At 36.4% G+C, this 20,353-nt stretch carries 13 protein-coding genes; 12 read left to right on the forward strand and 1 reads right to left on the reverse strand.

Annotated features, from left to right (window positions below; all coding sequences use genetic code 11):
* Positions 1–23 precede the first annotated feature (23 nt).
* From J2W48_RS17655 to J2W48_RS17690, 8 genes are all read left to right on the forward strand, one after another.
* A complete protein-coding gene (locus tag J2W48_RS17655; protein WP_310283019.1) occupies positions 24–1,421 on the forward strand; it encodes a cadherin repeat domain-containing protein in 1,398 nt (465 codons plus the stop codon).
* A gap of 45 nt (positions 1,422–1,466) precedes the next feature.
* Positions 1,467–4,499 carry a SusC/RagA family TonB-linked outer membrane protein gene (locus J2W48_RS17660; RefSeq protein ID WP_310283020.1) on the forward strand — a complete coding sequence of 1,011 codons (3,033 nt, stop codon included), beginning with the start codon at positions 1,467–1,469 and terminating at the stop codon, positions 4,497–4,499.
* Between the two features lie 11 nt (positions 4,500–4,510).
* Positions 4,511–6,112, forward strand: a complete 1,602-nt coding sequence (locus J2W48_RS17665) for a RagB/SusD family nutrient uptake outer membrane protein (protein WP_310283021.1) — start codon at positions 4,511–4,513, stop codon at positions 6,110–6,112.
* A gap of 1 nt (position 6,113) precedes the next feature.
* Complete coding sequence (locus tag J2W48_RS17670) at positions 6,114–7,751, forward strand: glycoside hydrolase (protein WP_310283022.1); 1,638 nt, start codon at positions 6,114–6,116, stop codon at positions 7,749–7,751.
* Positions 7,752–8,050: 299 nt separating this feature from the next.
* The gene (locus tag J2W48_RS17675; protein WP_310283023.1) at positions 8,051–10,474 is read left to right on the forward strand and encodes a glycoside hydrolase family 2 TIM barrel-domain containing protein; all 2,424 of its coding nucleotides are present in this window, start codon (positions 8,051–8,053) and stop codon (positions 10,472–10,474) included.
* Between the two features lie 128 nt (positions 10,475–10,602).
* A complete protein-coding gene (locus J2W48_RS17680; RefSeq protein WP_310283024.1) occupies positions 10,603–11,973 on the forward strand; it encodes a glycoside hydrolase family 27 protein in 1,371 nt (456 codons plus the stop codon).
* Positions 11,973–14,534 carry an alpha-L-arabinofuranosidase C-terminal domain-containing protein gene (locus J2W48_RS17685; RefSeq protein WP_310283025.1) on the forward strand — a complete coding sequence of 854 codons (2,562 nt, stop codon included), beginning with the start codon at positions 11,973–11,975 and terminating at the stop codon, positions 14,532–14,534. Before J2W48_RS17680 ends, J2W48_RS17685 begins: the two co-directional genes overlap by 1 nt.
* A 51-nt stretch (positions 14,535–14,585) precedes the next feature.
* Positions 14,586–16,517 carry a glycoside hydrolase family 43 protein gene (locus J2W48_RS17690; RefSeq protein WP_310283026.1) on the forward strand — a complete coding sequence of 644 codons (1,932 nt, stop codon included), beginning with the start codon at positions 14,586–14,588 and terminating at the stop codon, positions 16,515–16,517.
* Positions 16,518–16,523: 6 nt separating this feature from the next.
* Here J2W48_RS17690 and J2W48_RS17695 read toward each other — a convergent pair whose 3' ends face one another.
* The gene (locus J2W48_RS17695; protein WP_310283027.1) at positions 16,524–16,691 is read right to left on the reverse strand and encodes a hypothetical protein; all 168 of its coding nucleotides are present in this window, start codon (positions 16,689–16,691) and stop codon (positions 16,524–16,526) included.
* 822 nt (positions 16,692–17,513) lie between these two features.
* On the opposite strand from J2W48_RS17695, the gene J2W48_RS17700 reads away from it, so the two are divergent.
* From J2W48_RS17700 to J2W48_RS17715, 4 genes are all read left to right on the forward strand, one after another.
* Positions 17,514–18,344 (forward strand): hypothetical protein, encoded by an 831-nt coding sequence (locus tag J2W48_RS17700; protein ID WP_310283028.1) that lies wholly within the window; start codon positions 17,514–17,516, stop codon positions 18,342–18,344.
* Between the two features lie 320 nt (positions 18,345–18,664).
* A complete protein-coding gene (locus J2W48_RS17705; RefSeq protein ID WP_310283029.1) occupies positions 18,665–18,868 on the forward strand; it encodes a hypothetical protein in 204 nt (67 codons plus the stop codon).
* Positions 18,869–18,926: 58 nt separating this feature from the next.
* Positions 18,927–19,235 (forward strand): hypothetical protein, encoded by a 309-nt coding sequence (locus J2W48_RS17710; RefSeq protein WP_310283030.1) that lies wholly within the window; start codon positions 18,927–18,929, stop codon positions 19,233–19,235.
* 185 nt (positions 19,236–19,420) lie between these two features.
* A complete protein-coding gene (locus J2W48_RS17715) occupies positions 19,421–20,233 on the forward strand; it encodes a hypothetical protein (RefSeq protein ID WP_310283031.1) in 813 nt (270 codons plus the stop codon).
* Positions 20,234–20,353 lie beyond the last annotated feature (120 nt).

Raw genomic sequence — 20,353 nt, forward strand, 5'->3', positions numbered from 1 at the left:
AACCTAACTTTAAAACCAAAAAAATGAAAAAAAATGTATTCTTATTTTTTCTTACCCTTTTTGCCGTCCTTGTTACCGGATGCCAAAATAACGAGTCAGATTTTCCGAGTTCTGACGATCCAACAATTGTAATTGCTACAAAAGAAATTTATGGTGCACCAACCAGAAAATTTGAAATAAAAGCCGCTTTGGCTGATGACCTGGGATTAAAAAGTGTACAAATTCAAATTCCTGAATTATCCCTTGATAAAGTGATTGCTTTTGCAACTGATCCTTTACTTAAAACTTACGATTTAAGTTATTTTTTCGAAGTTCCGGCTGATAGAGGAACATCTGAAGTTTTAAAAATAAAATTGGCGATAACAGACGTTTCAGGAAATGTTATCAATGAAGAAATCAACCTGCGTTTGGACGGAGAATTTACTGCCCCTGCAATAAGTATGGTTACCCCAAAAGAAGGAGCCGTTATTTTGTTATCGACAAGCAATCTAATGCCTGTGAATTTTGTTGTAAATGACGATTCCGGTATTGATTATATTCAGGTCCAGTGTGCTGCCCTAGGTATCGATGAGATGGTTCAGTTAACAGACTCTCCTCAATCCTATACTTTCAATAAAACATATACACTGCCTGTTACTGCTGACAATTATGTGTTAACCATTACGGCAAAAGATAAATTTGCAATTCCAAATACAGGAACGTTAAATATCAATATTATAGCGACAAACGAGTATCCGGCAATATATTTATGTGATCAGCCAAAAGGAACCAATCTTACGACTGATGCAGTTGGTGTTCCGATGTATTTTCACGAGAAAGCCGGACAGGATTTTGAATTTAAATATTATGCCGATAAAGACAATAAAGAAATTTATTTCTTAGGACAGGAATCAGACTTTGCCCCACATTGTTTTGGATTAGACGCCTCAGGAAACATTATCGATGATGTTGCTTCAGCACCAATTATTTTACCTGCAAAAGGGTATTATGTTATAAAAGTAAATCCAAACACATTGAAGTATACCGCAACTCAATACACGCCATCGAGCAAAGTTTGGGCAGATGTTGCCAATGGACTATGGCATGATGTTGAGGCACAAAGAAAACCTTTTGTAAGTGTTTGCGGAGGCGGAATTCAGGGTGCCACATGGGATACGTGGGATGCCTGGGTTCAAAAAGGATTGCATTTGGCAAATAACCCTAGCAACCCTTACCAATTAGTTGGAGAATATACCTTAACAGGAACTATGGAAGCGACCTTTACTGGTCAATGGTGGAACCCTTCATGGAGATTAATCAAAAATGGTATTGCAACAATGTCACCGGGAGAAAACGGGAATGCTAAATATCCAGCCGCACCGGGAGTTTACAAAGTTGTTCTTGATACCGAGTTAGAAAGAGCTTTTATAACAAAAAAATAGTTTGTTATAGTCTTGTTATAACATTAATAAATAAAATAGCTAAATATGAAATTTAAATATATATGGTTTTTTATTGTCTTATTATGCAGTGCTGCATCATTTGGGCAAATAACAATCAAAGGGACTGTGAAGGATAAAGCCAATGTGCCAATTCCGGGGGTTAATGTAATTGTTAAAGGAACTTCTAACGCAACAGCATCTGATTTTGATGGTAAATTTTCGATTTCGGTTCCAAATAATAATGCTCAGATCGAATTTTCTTTCATCGGTTTCACCACTAAACTGGTTGCGGTTGGAGATAAAACAACCATCGACGTAATCATGGAAGAGTCCAGCCAGGTTTTGGACGAGATTGTAGTAGTAGGATATGCGTCTGTTAAAAAGAGCGATGTGACCAGTTCTATTTCTTCAGTAAAAGGAAAAGAACTTCAAACGATGACGGTTGGTAATGTTACAGAATCTTTGCAGGGAAAAGTAGCGGGTGTTCAGGTTACAGGACAAGGTGGTCCGGGAGCACAGCCAAGGGTTTTGATTCGTGGTATTTCTACCATAAACCTGAGTACAGATCCGCTTTATGTAGTTGACGGTATTCCGATGGGACCAAGTATTAACTTTTTGAGTAATAACGAAATTGAATCGATGGAGGTTTTAAAAGATGCTTCTGCAAGTGCAATTTACGGTTCACGGGCATCGAATGGAGTTATTCTGATTACAACAAAAAAAGGAAAAGCAGGAAAAACAAGATTCACTTTTGATTTGAGTTCAGGTTTTCAAATCATGGACAATCCGTATGATATGGCAAATGCTGAAAGCTATGCTTCTATAATGAACACAGCATATAATAATTCGGGATATGCAGATTATTTACCAAATCCCTCTCAATACAGAGGAAAAACTACTAATTGGTGGGATGCCGGAATAAGAAAAGGAGCTCCTGTAACAAATGCCTCTTTAGGAGTTAGCGGAGGTTCTGATAAACATACTTATGCGATTAGCCTGAACTATTATGATGCAGAATCTATGTATGAAGTAGGAGGTTGGGAAAGAATTACGATGAGAATTGCAAATGACTTTAAATTCTCAGATAAATTCTCAGCAGGAATTACTTTAAACCCACGTTACGAAACTTGGGGCGGGCCAGGAAACTGGGCAGATTTTGATAAAATTGATCCAATAACGCCAATTTACAAACCCGCAGACCAATTAACCGGATTAGAAAACGAGTATAGCATTTACGCACGTTCTCCTTCGTATGTTTGGAATCCGGTAGCTGCAGTAAAAAGATATGATGATTATACAGATCAGTATAATTTAAATACAAATGGTTATTTACAATACGCACCAATCAAAGGTTTGGTAATTCGCACACAGGGATCTATTGAAGTTGGAAATAAAGTACAAAGTATATTTAGACCCGATTTTATCATTGATGCTGCTCATGAAAAAGCCGAGATTAATAGTGTTGAAAGAAGAGCGACTACAAATACTGACTGGACATGGCAGACTACGGCAACGTATTCCAGAGCATTTGCAGAGAAACACAATGCTTCCTTAATGATTGGTAGTACTATGGAAGAGTACAATGGTAATGATGTTTGGGGTTATGGTGAAGGTGTACCAAACAATTCAGAATCGATGAGAGAAGTAAATGCTGCTACTAAAAACCGTGATAGCCAGGGTAATAGCTGGTCAAATTCAGTAATGTCTTATATTTCGCGTTTTTCATACAACTACGACAGTAAATATTATTTTACAGGTACTTTCAGACGTGACGGTTCCTCTAAGTTTATGGCTAACAATAAATGGGCAAATTTCCCTTCTGCATCTGTATCCTGGAGAATTTCGAATGAAGGCTTTATGGAGTCCACAAAAGAGGTAATAAATGATCTTAGATTTAGAGCCGGTTGGGGTAAAGTAGGTAATCAGGGTCTGCCGGCTTCAGTTTATCAATCTAATATTGGACAAGGCTACTACGTAATCGGAGGTGAAATGGTAGATACTTCTTTTCCGTCATCCATGGCAAATAAAGATATCAAATGGGAAACGGTTGAAGATATCAGTTTTGGACTTGATTTCGGGTTATGGAAAAACAAACTTTCAGGATCATTAGAATACTATCAAAAGAAAACAAATGACATGTTATTCAAGAAACAGTTTCCAACATACAGCGGTTTTCCGGGATATGCAACAATCTGGACTAATGTAGGTTCAATGCAATCAAGTGGAATTGACTTATTAATTTCTTATAAAGATAAAAAAGGGGATTTCTCTTATGGTGCAGATGTAACTTTTACTACAGTAAATGTTGAGATGTTGTCTTTATCATCTGAAGGAGAAAGATTATACGGAGCAGGAAACAGGACTTTGACTGTAAAAGGTGAAGTCCCGGGATATTTTTACGGCTATGTAGCAGATGGTTTGTTTCAAAATCAAACAGAACTAAATTCTCATACTGACGAACACGGAACTAAATTGCAGCCGTATGCAAAAGAGGGTGATATTCGTTTTAAAGATGTAAACGGAGACGGAAAATTAGACGATAAAGACAGAACTAAAATTGGTTCCCCATGGGCTGATTATAATATTGGTTTGAATTTAAACTTCGCCTACAAACAATTCGATTTGGTAGCTAATTTCTATTCAAGTATTGGAAACGATATCGTAAACCAGAATATTTCAGATTTATATAATGGTGCAAGCCTGACCAACAAAGTAAGTGGGTTAGACCAGATGGCATGGCACGGAGAAGGAACTTCTAATTATGTTCCCCGTTTGTCGAAAGATGACAATAACGAAAACTATTCTAAATTCTCTTCTTTTTATGTGGAAGACGGTTCATTTGTACGTATGAAGAACATTCAGGTCGGATTTACTTTCCAGAATAAATTTGGATTAGATAAATTGAGACTGTCATTGTCAGGTCAAAATTTATGGACTTGGACAAAATATACAGGAGTTGATCCGGAAGTGGCAGGAGGAAATCCTGATCAGGATGACAGAGTTAAAGGGTCAGGTTTTGGAGGATGGAACTATCCGGTTCAGCCAACAATTTTGATGGGTCTTAATGTAGCATTTTAATAATAAAAGACATGAAAAAAATAATTTTATCCATAATAGCTTTTTCGGTATTTGCAGTTTCCTGCGAGGATTTTATAGAAAAAGAAGAGAGAGGGACTCAAACTTTAGAGAACTACTTTCAAACAGCGCAGGAATGCGAAAATTATACCAATGAATTAACGCAAAGATTATTGCTTTCTAAAGATTGGTATGCTTTGTTGGCGCCAAGAGTTACAAACGAAATGGCTACTGATGATGCCTGGATGGGCAATACTGGTCAGGATAATAGTGCGCATAGACCAGCTTCGCAATATATCATTACACCAGATAATATGGGTGATATGAATAGTATTTACACGGCACATTATTATACAATTCAGTCGGCAAATATTGGCTTGGAGAAAATGGACGTTTCACCAATTACTGATTCTCAGAAAAATCAATATATGGGAGAATCCTTATTCGTTCGTGCGTATTGTTACTATGAATTGGTTAATCTTTTTGGAGCAGTTCCGTTATATACAAAATCTTTAGGAACAGGTGATTTAAAATTACAGCGCAGTCCTGCAGCAGAAGTATATGCACAAATTGAGGCCGATCTTAAAGAGTCGGCAGCAAAACTGGAAAATATTCCGGTAGCAAGAAATGGAAGAATAAACAAATGGGCTGCTTATGCTTTGTTGGCACGCGTTACCTTATTTCAAGAAAAATGGGCAGATGCAAAACAATATTCCAACAAAGTAATTACAGAAGGACCTTATTCTCTGGAAGAAAATTTTCTGAACATTTGGAATGTAAACAATCATAACGGTAAAGAGTCTATTTTAGAGGCTCAGTCTTCCTCTGTACAAAATGAAAGTTTAGGATCTATGCTGCCAACTTTATCAGGAGCAAGGGGAGAAGACAAGAAAAATTTTCCAAGTAATGATGCCCGGGATGTTCTTGACGGATGGGGATGGTGTATGCCAACCAGCGATTTAGAAAATGCTTATCTTTCTGAAAATGACGAGATCCGTCGTAGAAGTACCATCACAAAATGGGGAGAAGCTGCTTATGGGGATGAGGTTTTGAATCCGACTCATAAATTCAGTTTGAATGATAATAAATCAGGGCGTATCTGCAGAAAATATTATATTCCGATTGCAACACGTCGTGCTTTGGATAAAAAAGACGGACACTTGCCATTAAATATTCCATTGATTCGTCTGGCTGAAATGTATTTGACAAGGGCAGAAGCCAACTATCATACAGGAGGAGATGCTTTGGCAGATATCAACATCATCAGGGATCGTGTAGATTTAGAACCTAAAACCGGAATATCAGGACCAACGCTTTTAAAACAAATTTATAAAGAGCGTCGTCTCGAATTGGCTTTTGAAGGCTTGCGTTTGTTTGATATTCGTCGTGAAAAAGATCCTACTACAGGAAAAAGGGTTATTGAAACGTTAATGGGGCCAAACGGAACTTTTGTTCAATACAACTTGAATTCAACGGATCCTTACGAAACCACAAATACAAGGGAATCACAAGATAAGGGAATTAATTTTGATCCTGCAAAACATTTACTTTGGCCAATACCTCAGTTAGAAAGAGATTTAAGCGGTGGTATAATTACTCAAAATCCTAATTATTAAGATGAGATTTAACAATAACAATAAAGTAAGTCTGCTATGTGCAGGCTTGCTTTTCGCAAGTTCTTTATTAGTGAGCTGCGACTCTGAAAACAATGAAAATTCAAATTCGGAAGCTACAACAACCGAATTGAATGTAAATCTCGATATGAATCTCCAAACCATGGAAAGCTTTGGTGCATCAGATGCGTGGCAATGTAACTTTATTGGAAAAAACTGGCCTGCTGATAAAAGAAACCAAATGGCCGATTTATTGTTCAGCAAAGAATTTGATGCTGAGGGAAATCCAAAAGGAATTGGTTTGTCATTATGGCGTTTTAACCTGGGTGCAGGAAGTGCAGAACAAGGTGATGCAAGTGATATTGGTGACGAATGGAGACGTACAGAATGTTTTACAACAGATGGAGTTAGCTATGATATGACTAAACAAGCCGGTCAGGTTTGGTTTATGAAGGCCGCTAAAGAGCGTGGTGCCGAAAAATTATTAGCGTTTTCAAACAGTGCTCCGGTTTATTTAACTCAAAACGGAAAAGCTCATGCCAGTATTAAGGAATATTACAATTTGAAGGAAGGAAAAATGGCTGATCTGGCTGATTTCTGGGTCACTTCTTTAGATAAGTTAAAGTCAGAACATGGTTTAACAATCGATTATGTGAGTCCGTTCAACGAGCCACAATACGAGTGGGACGGTTCAGGACAGGAAGGTTCTCCTGCTACAAATGCTAATATTTACAGTTTTGTAAATATTTTATCTCCAAAATTGCAATCAAAAGGGTTGAGTTCTGAAATTGTGGTTGGAGAAGGCGGGTCTTATGAGCCTTTGTATAAAACGATTGCAGGAAAAGAAAACAGATCGAACCAAATTGATTATTTCTTTGGAGTAAATTCAGCAAAAAATATCGCAGGGCTTAGCAATGTAAAAAAGACTATTTCGGCACATAGTTACTGGCAGGCATGGCCTTTGACCGAGCTTATTAATTCCAGGCAATCTGCTGCTGTAAGAGCACAGTCAATAGGAGGATTAAGCCTCTGGTCTACAGAATACTGTGTTTTAGAAAATCCGGGAACAGCAGAACTTCCTGGAGGAGCAGGACCGGGAAGAGATTTAGGAATGTCCCTGGCACTTTGGACAGCCCGTATCATCAGTACCGATATCGCAATTGGAGGCGTAACTTCATGGCAATGGTGGACAGCGATTAGCCGTGGCGATTATAAAGACGGATTAATTCACGTTGATAATGGTTCAAGTAATGGTGCCGGAGATGCAGACTATTGTAAAAATGACGGATTCATCAGGGATTCCAAAACGCTTTGGGCTTTAGGAAACTTTTCATTCTTCGTAAAACCGGGAATGGTAAGGGTTGCAATTCCTGATCTGGACAACGCAGCAGCTACAACTGATGTGATGTTGACAGCTTATAAAGATGTTGCCGGAAAAAAACTAGTTATTGTGGCGGTTAACATTAGCAAATCGGCAAAATCATACAAATTGAATCTTTCAGGAGGAACTTTGGTTGACAATAAATTTACACCTTATATAACTTCAGAAACGTTAAGTTTGAAAAAAGGGACTGCAGTTGATATGTCAAATTTTGAAATTCCGGCAAGATCAGTGGTGACTTATGTTGGAACTTATAAATAAAGTTTACTCGTAATATTTGTCATTCCGAGGAACGAGGAATCTCCGTTGCAAGATCGACAAAGATTGTCCCTTTTGATTACGGAGTTACTTGGGAAGATTCCTCCTCGGTCGGAATGACAAAATAATGCCGATAGAAAATGAAAAGGATTTAAATCTGTTTTGGCTTATCTTGGTAACTTGCAATATTAAAGTTGCAGGTTTAGAAGAACGTGAGACCTAAAACCTGAAACAAAAAAATAATTACAAATTAAGGAAAGCTTAGAAAATCAGATTCTTAGCATCTTAGAACCTTTAAAAAAATGTTTACAAATAAGATCTTATTACCGGTACTTCTCTTTTCGTGCGTCTCGGCTTTCAGCCAGATTTCGTTTGGAGATTCGAAAAAAATTAATGACAACTGGAAATTCAATCTTCAGGATGTTTCAGAGGCAAAAAACACCACTTTTGACGACAGCAAATGGCAGTCTGTAAATGTGCCTCATGACTGGAGTGTAAAAGGGCAGTTGAGTCCAACACTGGCAAGTTGTACCGGTTATCTGCCGGGTGGAATTGCCTGGTACAGAAAATCAATCAATATTCCGCAAAGCAAAGCCGGAGAAAAAGTGTATTTGTATTTTGAAGGCGTGTACAACCGAAGCGAGGTATTCATCAACGGACATTCATTAGGAAAACGCCCTAACGGATATCTCTCTTTCGCTTATGATGCTACTCAGTTTGTAAAATACGGAGGAGAAAACACGATTTCAGTTCGTGTAGACCACAGTCAGAGTGCCGATTCGAGATGGTATACAGGTTCCGGGATTTACAGAAATGTCTGGGTAGTGTATGCAAATCCTGTTCATATTGCACAATGGGGCGTTTATGCTTATCCGGAAGTAAAAAAAGGAACCGGAACTTTGAATGTTGAGGTGGAGGTAGAAAACGGTTCTGCATCAAAATCAACTCTTACGGTAATTAACGAATTGATTTCGAAAGACGGAAAATCGGTTGCAAAAGCTTCTTCTAAAGTTGACGTTGCATCTAAACAAAACGGAAAGATTTCAGTTAAAATGAATGTGAAAAATCCTCAGCTATGGGATTTAGAGCATCCAAATTTATATCAGCTTAAAACAACTGTATTGAAAGATGGAAAGCAAATTGATCAAACAGTTACAAAAACAGGTTTCAGGGATTTTACTTTTGATCCAAATAATGGTTTTGCCCTTAACGGAAAATGGATGAAAATGAAAGGGGTTTGTTTACATCATGATGCCGGAGTTTTAGGATCTGCAGTGCCTCGCGAAGTTTGGGAAACCAGATTGAAAACATTGAAAGAAATAGGCGTAAACGCTATTCGTACCAGTCATAACCCACAGGCACCTGATTTTTATGAACTTTGTGATGAGTTAGGAATACTGGTATTGAACGAAGCGTATGACGAATGGGAATTCCCAAAACGTAAATGGCTGGAAGGCTGGAATTACGGAACTCCCGGATTTCAAGGAACGTTTGATATTTTTGCCGATTATGCCGAAAAAGACCTTGAAGATTTTGTACGTCGTGACAGAAACCACCTTTCGGTTTTTGCATGGAGCATTGGTAACGAAGTAGATTATCCAAACGATCCCTATTCTCATCCGGTTTTGGACAAAGGAAAAGACGGTTTTGGTCAGGCTGCTTACGGAGGTTACAAAAAAGACGCACCGGATGCCATGCGCCTTGGAGCAATCGCAAAACGTCTGGTTGCAGCAGTTAAAAAATATGATAAATCACGCCCAACGACAGCTGGTTTGGCAGGGGTAGCGATGTCTAACGAAACAGAATATCCGGGTGCTTTAGACATTGCAGGATATAATTATACAGAAAGCAAATACCAGTCTGATCATGAGAAATATCCAAACAGAGTGATTTACGGAAGCGAGAACCGACATGACATGGAACCATGGCTGGCTGTAAAAAATAACAAGCATATTTTCGGACAGTTTTTATGGACAGGAATTGATTATTTGGGAGAATCAGGAAGATGGCCTTCAAGAGGATTTTACTCTGGATTGGTTGATTTTGCCGGAATAATTAAGCCAAGAGGATATTTCCGTCAGTCATTATGGTCTGATAAACCCATGGCGTACATCGGAACTTATCCTTTAAAAAATGAAAAAGACATTTCTATGGATGCATGGGCAATCTGGAATTACAAAGAAGGACAAAAAATCCGTGTAGTTTGTTATACCAATGCTGCAAAAGCACGTTTGGAATTAAACGGAAAAGTTGTAGGTAATATCAAATCATATGACGAAAAAACCGGAATTATGTATTGGGATATTCCTTTTGCTTCAGGTAAATTAGAAGTTATCGGTTTAAGCAATGATGATAAAGAAGTGAGCAGATATTCAATTACGACAACACAACAGCCTGTTGAATTAACAATAGCTGACACCAATATGACAATTGCCAAAGAAAAAGGTGTTGCCAAAATAATGGTTCAGGTAAAAGATCAAAACGGACTGCCGGTAATGCTTTCAGATAATGAAGTGACGTGTACAATCAGTGGCCCGGGGACTTTATTAGGACTTGAAGCCGGTAACAACAGCGACATGACAGATTACACAGATAATGTTCATAGGGTATATCACGGTCATATTGCAGCATATATTCAGGCCAACGGAGATTCTACAGAACCGATAAAAGTAACTTTTACAAGTCAATGGCTAAAACCTGTTGAAATTACGGTGCATGTAAGATAAATTAGTTAGTTTTTTTAAATTGTCAATAAACCTGTCTGCATGTGGTATTCGCAGGCAGGTTTATTGCTGTAAATGAAAAAAAGTTTATTATATTTGAAGTGTAGTATTAACACTTATTTTTAATGAATATGAAAATAATAGGCATAAATATTTTAGTATTAGGAATTTTTTTAACATCATTTTTTTCAAATGCTCAAAAAGCAGTTTTTAAGAAAGATGAATTCAAACAATGGGCACAAACCCCTCCAATGGGTTGGAACAGCTGGGATTGTTATGGTCCAACAGTTGAAGAGCATGAAGTAAAAGCCAATGCCGATTATATGGCAAAAGAACTAAAAAAATATGGTTGGGAATATGTCGTAGTTGATATTAGATGGTTTGTAGAAAATGATAAGGCAGGAGGGTACAATCAGACAGATCCGCGTTATGTAATGGATCAATACGGAAGGTATTTACCGGCCGTTAACCGTTTTCCATCCGCAAAAGACGGTCAGGGTTTTAAGCCTTTAGCAGATTACATCCATAAAAAAGGGCTGAAATTCGGAATCCACATTATGCGTGGTATTCCTAAAAAAGCAGTTGAAGAAAAAATGCCAATAAAAGGAGCAAACGGAATTACTGCTGACCAAATTTACACTACAGCCTTGCAGTGCGAATGGTTAAAAGATAATTATACGATTGTAGCAGACAAGCCTGGCGCACAGGAATATTACGATTCTATTTTTGAATTATACGCACAATGGGGTGTAGATTTTATAAAGATTGATGATTTATCAAGACCCTATCACGAAGGCGAAATTAATTTAATCAGAAATGCTATTGACAAATGCGGACGTAAAATCGTATTAAGCACTTCTCCGGGTGAAACGCCAATTTCTGCAGCACCACACGTAAAAGAACATGCTAATATGTGGAGAATGGTTGACGACGTTTGGGATACCTGGCCGCATATTACACACCTGATGAAGGTTAGTGAAAAATGGTATCCTTACATTGCTCCGGGAACCTGGCCGGACTGTGACATGATTCCGTTAGGGCGTATTTCAGTAAGGGGAGAACGTGGTGAAGACCGAATGACGCGATTAACAAAAGACGAGCAATACACACTAATCACTTTCTTTAATATTTTTAAATCTCCGTTATTTTTTGGCGGTGATTTGCCAAGTAATGATGCTTTCACTTTGTCATTATTAACTAATAAAGAAGTGGTAAAAATGCACAAGGAAAGTACAGACGTAAAACAGCTTTTTCAGCAGGACGGAAAAATAGCCGTGACTTCAAGAAATCCTAAAGACGGGAGTGTTTATTTAGCATTATTTAATATTTCGGACACTGATTCTCAAAGTGTTTCAGTAAATCTTTCAGATCTTGGTATTACTGGTTTTGCTTCAGGTTCAAACATGTGGACAGGCGAAAAACTGAATCTTTCTTCAAAAGAAATTTCGGCAACATTAAAACCGCATAGTGCTGTTCTTTACCAATTAAAAAACAAAAAATAATGAAGAAGTTTTTGCTACATAGTTTTTTAGGTATGATGTCGCTTTTTCTACTGTCTGGATTTGAATGCAGATCAACAATAGAAAAACCAGAGAAAGTATATCTGTTTGCCTATTCAACAGTAAAGAATAACGGTAAAAACGGACTCCATTTTGCCTGGAGTTCCGATAAGAAAAGCTGGTTTGCAATTGGCCCCGAACATCCTTTTTTAAAGTCAGATTATGGAAGTTGGGGACCAACTGGCAAAAGTATGTCGGAAGCTTTTTTATTTAAAGATGATTTGGGCGTTTTTCACTGTTTTTGGAGTGTAAAAGACGATGTTTTGGCTCACGCATCCAGTAAAGACCTGATCAGTTGGAAAAGTCAGAACTACATTCAGGCAATGAAAGAGGTAACGAAAGAAGCTAAATCTGTTATTCAAAGTATAAAAGTAAGCCGAAAAGACGGACAATACATTATACACTGGACAGCTGAAAACACCAATTATACCTCTTCAACCAAGGATTTCAAAAAGTACAGCAAAGCAATAATTGATGTTAATAAGGCACCTAATTTAAGTGAAGTTTTTTTAAATGGTCAAATTGAAAAAGGCACCATTACAGAAGTGGACTGGAGTGTGGTTGAATTGCTGACCAAAACAATGGAATCTGTAAAGTTTAAGGACAGACAAAACAATACTTCTCCAAAAAGTGACAGCTTATTATTTGTGGGTTTAAAACCGGTTACGGCTCAAATTAACATCAATAGCCAGCAGTCTAAAAAAATCAGCAATATGCTGACGGGAATATTTTTTGAAGACATTAATTATGCCGCAGATGGCGGTTTGTATGGTGAACTGATTCAGAATCGTGATTTCGAATATGCGCTAAGCGATAAGAAAGGCAGTGATGAAAAATGGAATGCGACAATGGCGTGGAGCGGTGATTTAAAAATTGCAAAAGAAAATCCAATTCATCCTAATAATCCCAATTATGCTGTGGTTACAAAAGGCGCAATTAGTAACACCGGATTCGATGGAATTGCCCTTAAAGCCAACGAAAAATATGATTTTAGTGTATTTGCGAAAGGAGAAAAATGTACTGTAAAACTAAAAGGAGCTAACGGAGAAACTTTGGCGGAAGCCGTATTAAAACCAACCGCTTCGTGGAAAAAAATCAGTACCGTTTTAAAATCATCCAAAACAGTAACCGATGCCCATTTAGAAATTAGTACAACTGGCGAAACTGCTGTTGATATGATTTCGCTTTTTCCTCAAAAAACATTTAAAAACCGCAAAAACGGATTGCGTGCAGACTTGGCAGAAACCATCGCAGGTATGCATCCTAAATTTGTGCGTTTCCCTGGTGGCTGTGTAGCGCATGGTGATGGATTACACAATATTTATCGCTGGAAAAACACAATTGGACCTTTAGAAAGCCGTGTTCCTTCACGAAATATTTGGAATTACCACCAGTCAATGGGGTTGGGATATTTTGAATATTTTCAGTTTTGCGAAGACCTGGGAGCAGAGGCGGTTCCGGTTCTAGCGGCTGGTGTTCCCTGTCAGAATTCATCTGATGGAGGAGCAGGACAGCAATTCGGAATTCCGATGGATGAAATGGACGAATATGTACAGGACGTTTTGGACTTAATTGAATATGCAAACGGAAGTGCAACCAGTGTTTGGGGTAAAAAACGTGCCGAAGCAGGACATCCAAAACCGTTTAATCTAAAATATATCGGAATCGGAAATGAAGACCTGATCAGCGATGTTTTCGAAGAGCGCTACAGAATGATCGTAAAAGCAGTTCAGCAAAAATATCCTGAAATCATTGTAATTGGTACTGTTGGTCCGTTCAACGAAGGAACCGATTATAACGAAGGCTGGAGAATTGCCAATGATCTGAAACTGCCCATTGTAGATGAACATTATTACCAAAGTCCGGGTTGGTTCATCAACAATCAGAATTTCTATGATGGTTACGACCGCTCAAAATCAAAAGTATATTTAGGAGAATATGCTTCCTGGGGTAACAAATTGTACAACGCCCTCGCAGAAGCACTCTATCTTACGGGTGTAGAACGTAATGGGGATGTAGTTGAAATGGCATCTTACGCACCATTATTAGCTCGTGAGAAACACACACAGTGGAATCCCGATTTGATTTATTTTACGGGAAGTGAAGTAAAACCTACGGTTAATTATTTTGTACAACAGCTTTATGGCCAGAATCCGGGAGATGTTTATTTACAAAGCACAATAAAGCTTTCTGATACCAATAATGAAATCAGTAAACGAATTGGTGTCTCTGCCGTTCAGGATAATGCGTCTGGGGATTTGATCGTAAAATTGGTCAATTTGCTTCCGGTTGCGGTAACGCCTTCAATAGATTTTGTAAATTTTTCAACAGCTGAAAATGCCGTTTATACTTTATTGTCAGGCCATCCGGAAAAAACAACGGCAAAACCGGTAACTCAAAAAATAGCTGCCAAAGAAGCATTTTCAAAAGAATTGCCTCCGTATTCTTTCGTAGTAATACGGGTTAAGATGAGTTCGAAAACACTTTTAAACGAAACTTTTTAAAATTTGCTTTAGCATCTTTAGGAATTTAAAGCATAATAAAATCAATTGATAATGAAAAGAACACAATTTTGTCTGGTACTATTAATAGCTATTTTTAATCTATTACAAGCTCAGGAAACTCCAAAAGGAGGACCGCCTGTTATTGCCGAAAAGGATTTGACAGCCTATTTATTCGTTTATTTCACAGGAAACAGAGTAGAAGAAGAAGCGGTTAATTATGCCGTAAGCGCCGATGGTTATCAGTATCATAGCCTTAACAGCAACAAACCGGTTTTAGACAGCAAAGTCATCAGTTCAACAGGCGGAGTTCGTGATCCTCATATTTTACGTGGCGATGACGGAAAAACATTTTATATGGTGTTGACTGATATGACTTCATCAAAAGGCTGGGACAGTAATCGTGCAATGGTTTTGCTAAAAAGTACCGATCTGGTAAATTGGAAAAGCAGTGTCGTGAATATTCAAACCGCTTTTGCCGGAAATGAAAACCTGAAACGTGTTTGGGCACCTCAGACTATTTATGATGCCAAAGTAGGAAAATATATGATTTACTTCAGCATGAAACATGGAGACGGTGCAGATAAAATTTATTATGCCTATGCCAATAAAGATTTCACAGGATTGGAAAGTGCTCCGAAATTACTGTTTGTTCCAAAGTCTGAGAAGTCCAGTATTGATGGTGATATCATTGAAAAAAACGGACTATATCATCTTTTTTATAAAACCGAAACCGAAAATGCAGGTATCAAAGTAGCCACCACAACCAATTTGACTTCTGGAAACTGGAAAGAAAACGATAATTACTTGCAGCAAACCAATGAATCAGTGGAAGGATCAAGCATCTTTAAACTCAACAATTCGGATGACTATATTTTGATGTACGATGTTTACAAAAAAGGACAATACCAGTTTACAAAAAGTACCGATTTAGAAAATTTCAAAGCAATTGACGATGAAATTTCAATGGATTTCAAACCACGCCACGGAACGATTTTGCCTATCACGCGTTCCGAATTGAAAAGGCTTATTGAAAAATGGGGAATGCCAGCCAAATTTCCAAAAATAAACAACAATCCGGTGTTGGAAGGCTATTATGCCGATCCGGATATTTTATATTCAAACAAAACAAAAAAGTATTATATCTATCCAACCAGCGATGGTTTTGATGGTTGGTCGGGAACTTATTTTAAAACCTTTTCATCAGACAATCTGGTTGACTGGAAAGACGAAGGCGTTATTTTAGATCTTCCAAAAGACGTAAGCTGGGCCAACAGAAACGCCTGGGCACCTTGTATCATAGAAAAAAAGATCAAAGGAAAATACAAGTACTTTTATTATTTCACAGCAGCACAAAAAATAGGTGTAGCCGTTTCTGATAATCCAACAGGACCATTTAAAGATAGCGGAAAAGCTTTGGTAGCCACCAAACCCGAAGGGGTAAAAGGCGGTCAGGAAATTGATCCGGATGTTTTTACAGACCCTAAAACGGGAAAAAGTTATCTGTACTGGGGTAATAATTATATGGCTGTAGCCGAATTGAACGATGATATGGTTTCGTTCAAAGGAGATATAAAATTAATTCAGATAGACAAAACTTTCCGTGAGGGAACGTACATCATCTACAGAAAAGGAACCTATTATTTTATGTGGAGCGAAGACGATACCCGAAGCCCGAATTACAAAGTACGATACGGAACTTCAAAATCGCCTTTGGGACCAATTGAAATTCCTGAAAACAATATTGTAATCCAGGGAATCCCGGATCAGGGAATTTATGCAACGGGACATAATTCGGTTTTGCAAATTCCAAACAAAGACGAATGGTACATTACGTATCACAGATTCTCCTACCCAACCGGAATAAAAATGGGAAGTGCCGGAGGTTTTCACCGTGAAGTCTGCATCGATAAATTAGAATTCAATCCAGACGGAACCATAAAACAAGTAACTCCGACTCATCAGGGAATACAACCAATTAAATAAGTCAAATTATTTAGTTGTAAAAAGCTGCTCTATTTGCCCCGGAGCAGCTTTTTTGTTTTTATGAATTTCAGTTTTTGAATTAGGAGCTGTTTCCTGCTGTACACTATATCTTTTGTGCCGAACCCCGCCACAAAAGGATGCCGTTCCCATCAGGGCTAGGGCTTTGGGTTTCATAAGAACTTTTGGTGTAATAACCGTTTGGAGAAATTAAACGGAATTAGGTATGTTTAATGATTTATCAAAGTTTTTCCTATATTCGCAAAAACAAAAAAGCCATTTTATGGCACAAAGCCAACCAAAAAAGGGCTTATTGAAGCCATTTAATGGCTGGTATAAGTAAGTTACCAGATATAGCAAAAAACCTAAAACAATTATAGATGTTCAAAGTACTCTTAAAATACTATTTGGTGATTCTTGTTGCTACATACATATTAAGTTTAGTTGTAATAAGTTTTTGGAATTTGACAAATATGTCATCAACACGATATATATATATCGCTTTATTAATGACCATCATTGGAGGACTTTATTATAATTCTATGCTAGCGTTCCTGTCATTAAGTATTTTTCTAAACGTAATCCAAGATATACGGCAGAATTATCTCTACAGATTAGCGAGTTTTATATCGTTATCCCTCCTAATTATTGTAATTCTATTTTTTTATGATATAAGTTTTATTATCATTTATCCTATAACATATTTTTTGGTTCAATTATATATTTGGAAAAAGTATGATTTGAGAATCAGAAATGCAGATTAGCTACATCTGGTAACAGCTACTACAACGGATTTGGGCAAGTGACTTAATGGAAAGTTGGTTTTGTATTTGTGATGATTTGGCAAATCCGATAATAGGGCTTAATTTAGTCCCAAACCCGCTGTAGTACCAAGACGTTAATGCCTCACCTTAAAAAAACGACGTAGACAAGGAACAAACTTTTAAAAGTTAAAAACAACAATGATTAGGCAAAATCATTTAATTTCTATGGATATTTATGATAGATTATGAAAAAACTGTACAGAAAATAATTGACTCAATAACTAATTTTTCATTTGAATTTGAATTTGAAGCACTTAAAAAGGAAATGGAATTACAAGAAGTTTCCCAAGCTGAATTAGATAAATTAGGAGAAAATAAAGTAAAGGATAAATTTAATAATGGTTTTTTTAAAATTAAGATGCCTAACGGCAATTTAATTGATGTTGAAACTATTTATAAACAGAGCATAGAAAAAAACATTAAGGAACCAGTGCTCTTTATTAATCCTGATTTTAAATATGTCAAATGGAGTGTAAAAAAAAACTTCACATTGCCACAAATAAAAAAGTATATTAGAAATCAATTAACTAATAACACCGATTTAAATCTTGCTGAAGTACAGAAAGCTTTATTAATCGAAGAAGTAAAAAATAAAGAAGTTGAAGGTTACCTAAACGAACTCCCAATAAAAACAAGTGAAAATATAAGTGAAGGTAAATTCCATATTCAATCTTCTTGTTCTCGCGAAAGTGTAATAAAAATGGTATATGATACAATTGAAGAATTATATAAAGACAGGAAAGTCTATATCGAAAGTAAATTAAGGAAAGATTACAAATACGTATTTCATTATATAATTTTTGTGTTATTTATCTATTTACTTTGGTTTGTCAACAAGCAATACGAAACATTACCATTTTGGCTTTCAAATACAATTAGTTCAGCTTTATTTTTAATTCCTTTAATCGTTATGCGTTTAATAAATCATTCTATTTTTGATAGTGTACTTTTTAGAAAAAAAGCAGAAAAAAAATATGAGAAAGAATTTAACAATAAAGTAAACTGATAAGAAAAAAGGCGAGGCATAACAGCTACTACAACGGATTTGGGCAATAGGCCCAACTGGCGCTCGTTTACACCCAACTCTGGTGCTTGCCTGTGGCGAGTACCCCGCTGCGCAAAGTCTTTTTCAGACTTTGCGCAATTTTAAACCCCTGCTCTGCGAAGAGTTCCTTATGAAAAGCTGCGCAAATGTCTCTGACTTTGCGCTTTTTTTATGTTCTTATAAAATCTAAACATGATAAAGTCTCCCGACTTTTTTAAATTACTTCTTGAACAGATAAATAAGCAAGTTAAATCCTATATTTTTGTAAAAAAAAAAATAGAATGAAAGAAGGATATGTAATTAGAGATCAAACATTACCACATTTTATAACATCAACCGTTGTAGACTGGATAGATATTTTTACCCGTCAGATTTACAGAGATATAGTGATTGAAAGTTTAGCTTATTGTATTAAAAACAAAGGAATGATTTTGTATGGTTATGTAATTATGAGTAATCATATTCATTATAATTGTACAGTCTGAGGATGGAAAATTATCTGATTTAATAAGAGATTTTAAAAAGTTTATAGCCAAGAGTATTTTGGAACAAATTCAAAGTAGTCCTGAAAGCAGAAGAGAATGGATGTTGGAGCGTTTCAAGATGGCTGCGCAAATGCATACAAGAAATAAAGAATTTCAATTTTACTTCGTCAGTTCGCCTTCCAGGCTCGGGTGGCAGTACGGAAATCATGCAGAAGAAATTTATTCAATTGAATTTATGTGGTCCAAATTGCATTACATCCATTTGAATCCTGTTAGGTCTGAATTGGTTGCAAAGGCATCAGAATATCTCTATTCGAGTGCAAGTAATTATGTCAATAATTCAGGTTATTACAAATTGAAAAAGTAAATAATCCAATCATTAATGTTTTGGATGCGAAATCAATAATCCTTTATAATTCATATTAGGATTTAATTTTAAGTCAGAGACTTTAGGAAGTCTTCGTTTTTAAATTATATTTGTTTAAAATGGCGCAAAGTCAGAGACATTTGCGCAGCGTAGGCGAGAACACTTTGCGGAGCAGGGAAAAGTATATGAATAAAATAATTCTGATTTTATCAATTTTAATTTTGGTTTCTTGCAAAAGAAAACCTGAAGCTTATATTGAAAAATATAGAAATTCTAAATTAGATAGTTTAAAAACAATTATTGGCAAAATATCAACAAAAGACACAAGCTGTTTAAAAGAAATTGATTTTGCTCAAGAAAAAATTGTTAAAGATAGCCTAACTTATTATGTATATAGTTCGTCACCATCATATGGAAGACATATAGAAGAGTTAAAAAAATTACTAAAACCATACGGAATAGATTGCGAAATATTTTTAACTTCTTGTGTTGGACACGGAAAAGGAAGAAGTTATTGCTATGTAGATTTTATGAATGAAACAATAAAAAACAAATTTAAAAAAGACTTTATTGATAGTTTAGAAGCAAAAGCAGACAGAGCTTATTTGAATAAAAATATTAGTAAAATTTTTTATTCAATGGATGAATATGACGAAACTATTTTTTATCCAAAGGCTAAATCTATAGAAAAGCAAAGAGAAGATGTAGAAAATGATTTTTTTTTAACTTTTAAATACCCAAAAGATTTTGATTTTAAACATAAAAGATATGTTGGACGTAGTAATGTTGAATTTATACTTTATCGAAATGGAGAAATTAAAAATTTAAAAATTGATACAGAATTTGAACAAAAAAGCAACAATAAATTCATCCCATATTTCGATAATGAAATTAGAAAATTTGTAACAAAAATTAAGTGGTTACCAAGAAAACAAAGAGGAATAAAATTAAACGCAGGATTGGGATTATGGTTTCCGTACAATAAAGGCAACAGCTAACAGGCGTTTGACAAGATTGCGATTTTTGTGGTAAATTCACGTTTAGGTTTCGCAAGAAATTTTATCTTTAACAGAAAAGAATAAGTTCCGAAGTTCGCAACCTCGGCCTAAGCGCTGGAA

Source organism: Flavobacterium piscis (genome assembly GCF_031457575.1).
Classification (GTDB): Bacteria; Bacteroidota; Bacteroidia; order Flavobacteriales; family Flavobacteriaceae; genus Flavobacterium; species Flavobacterium piscis_A.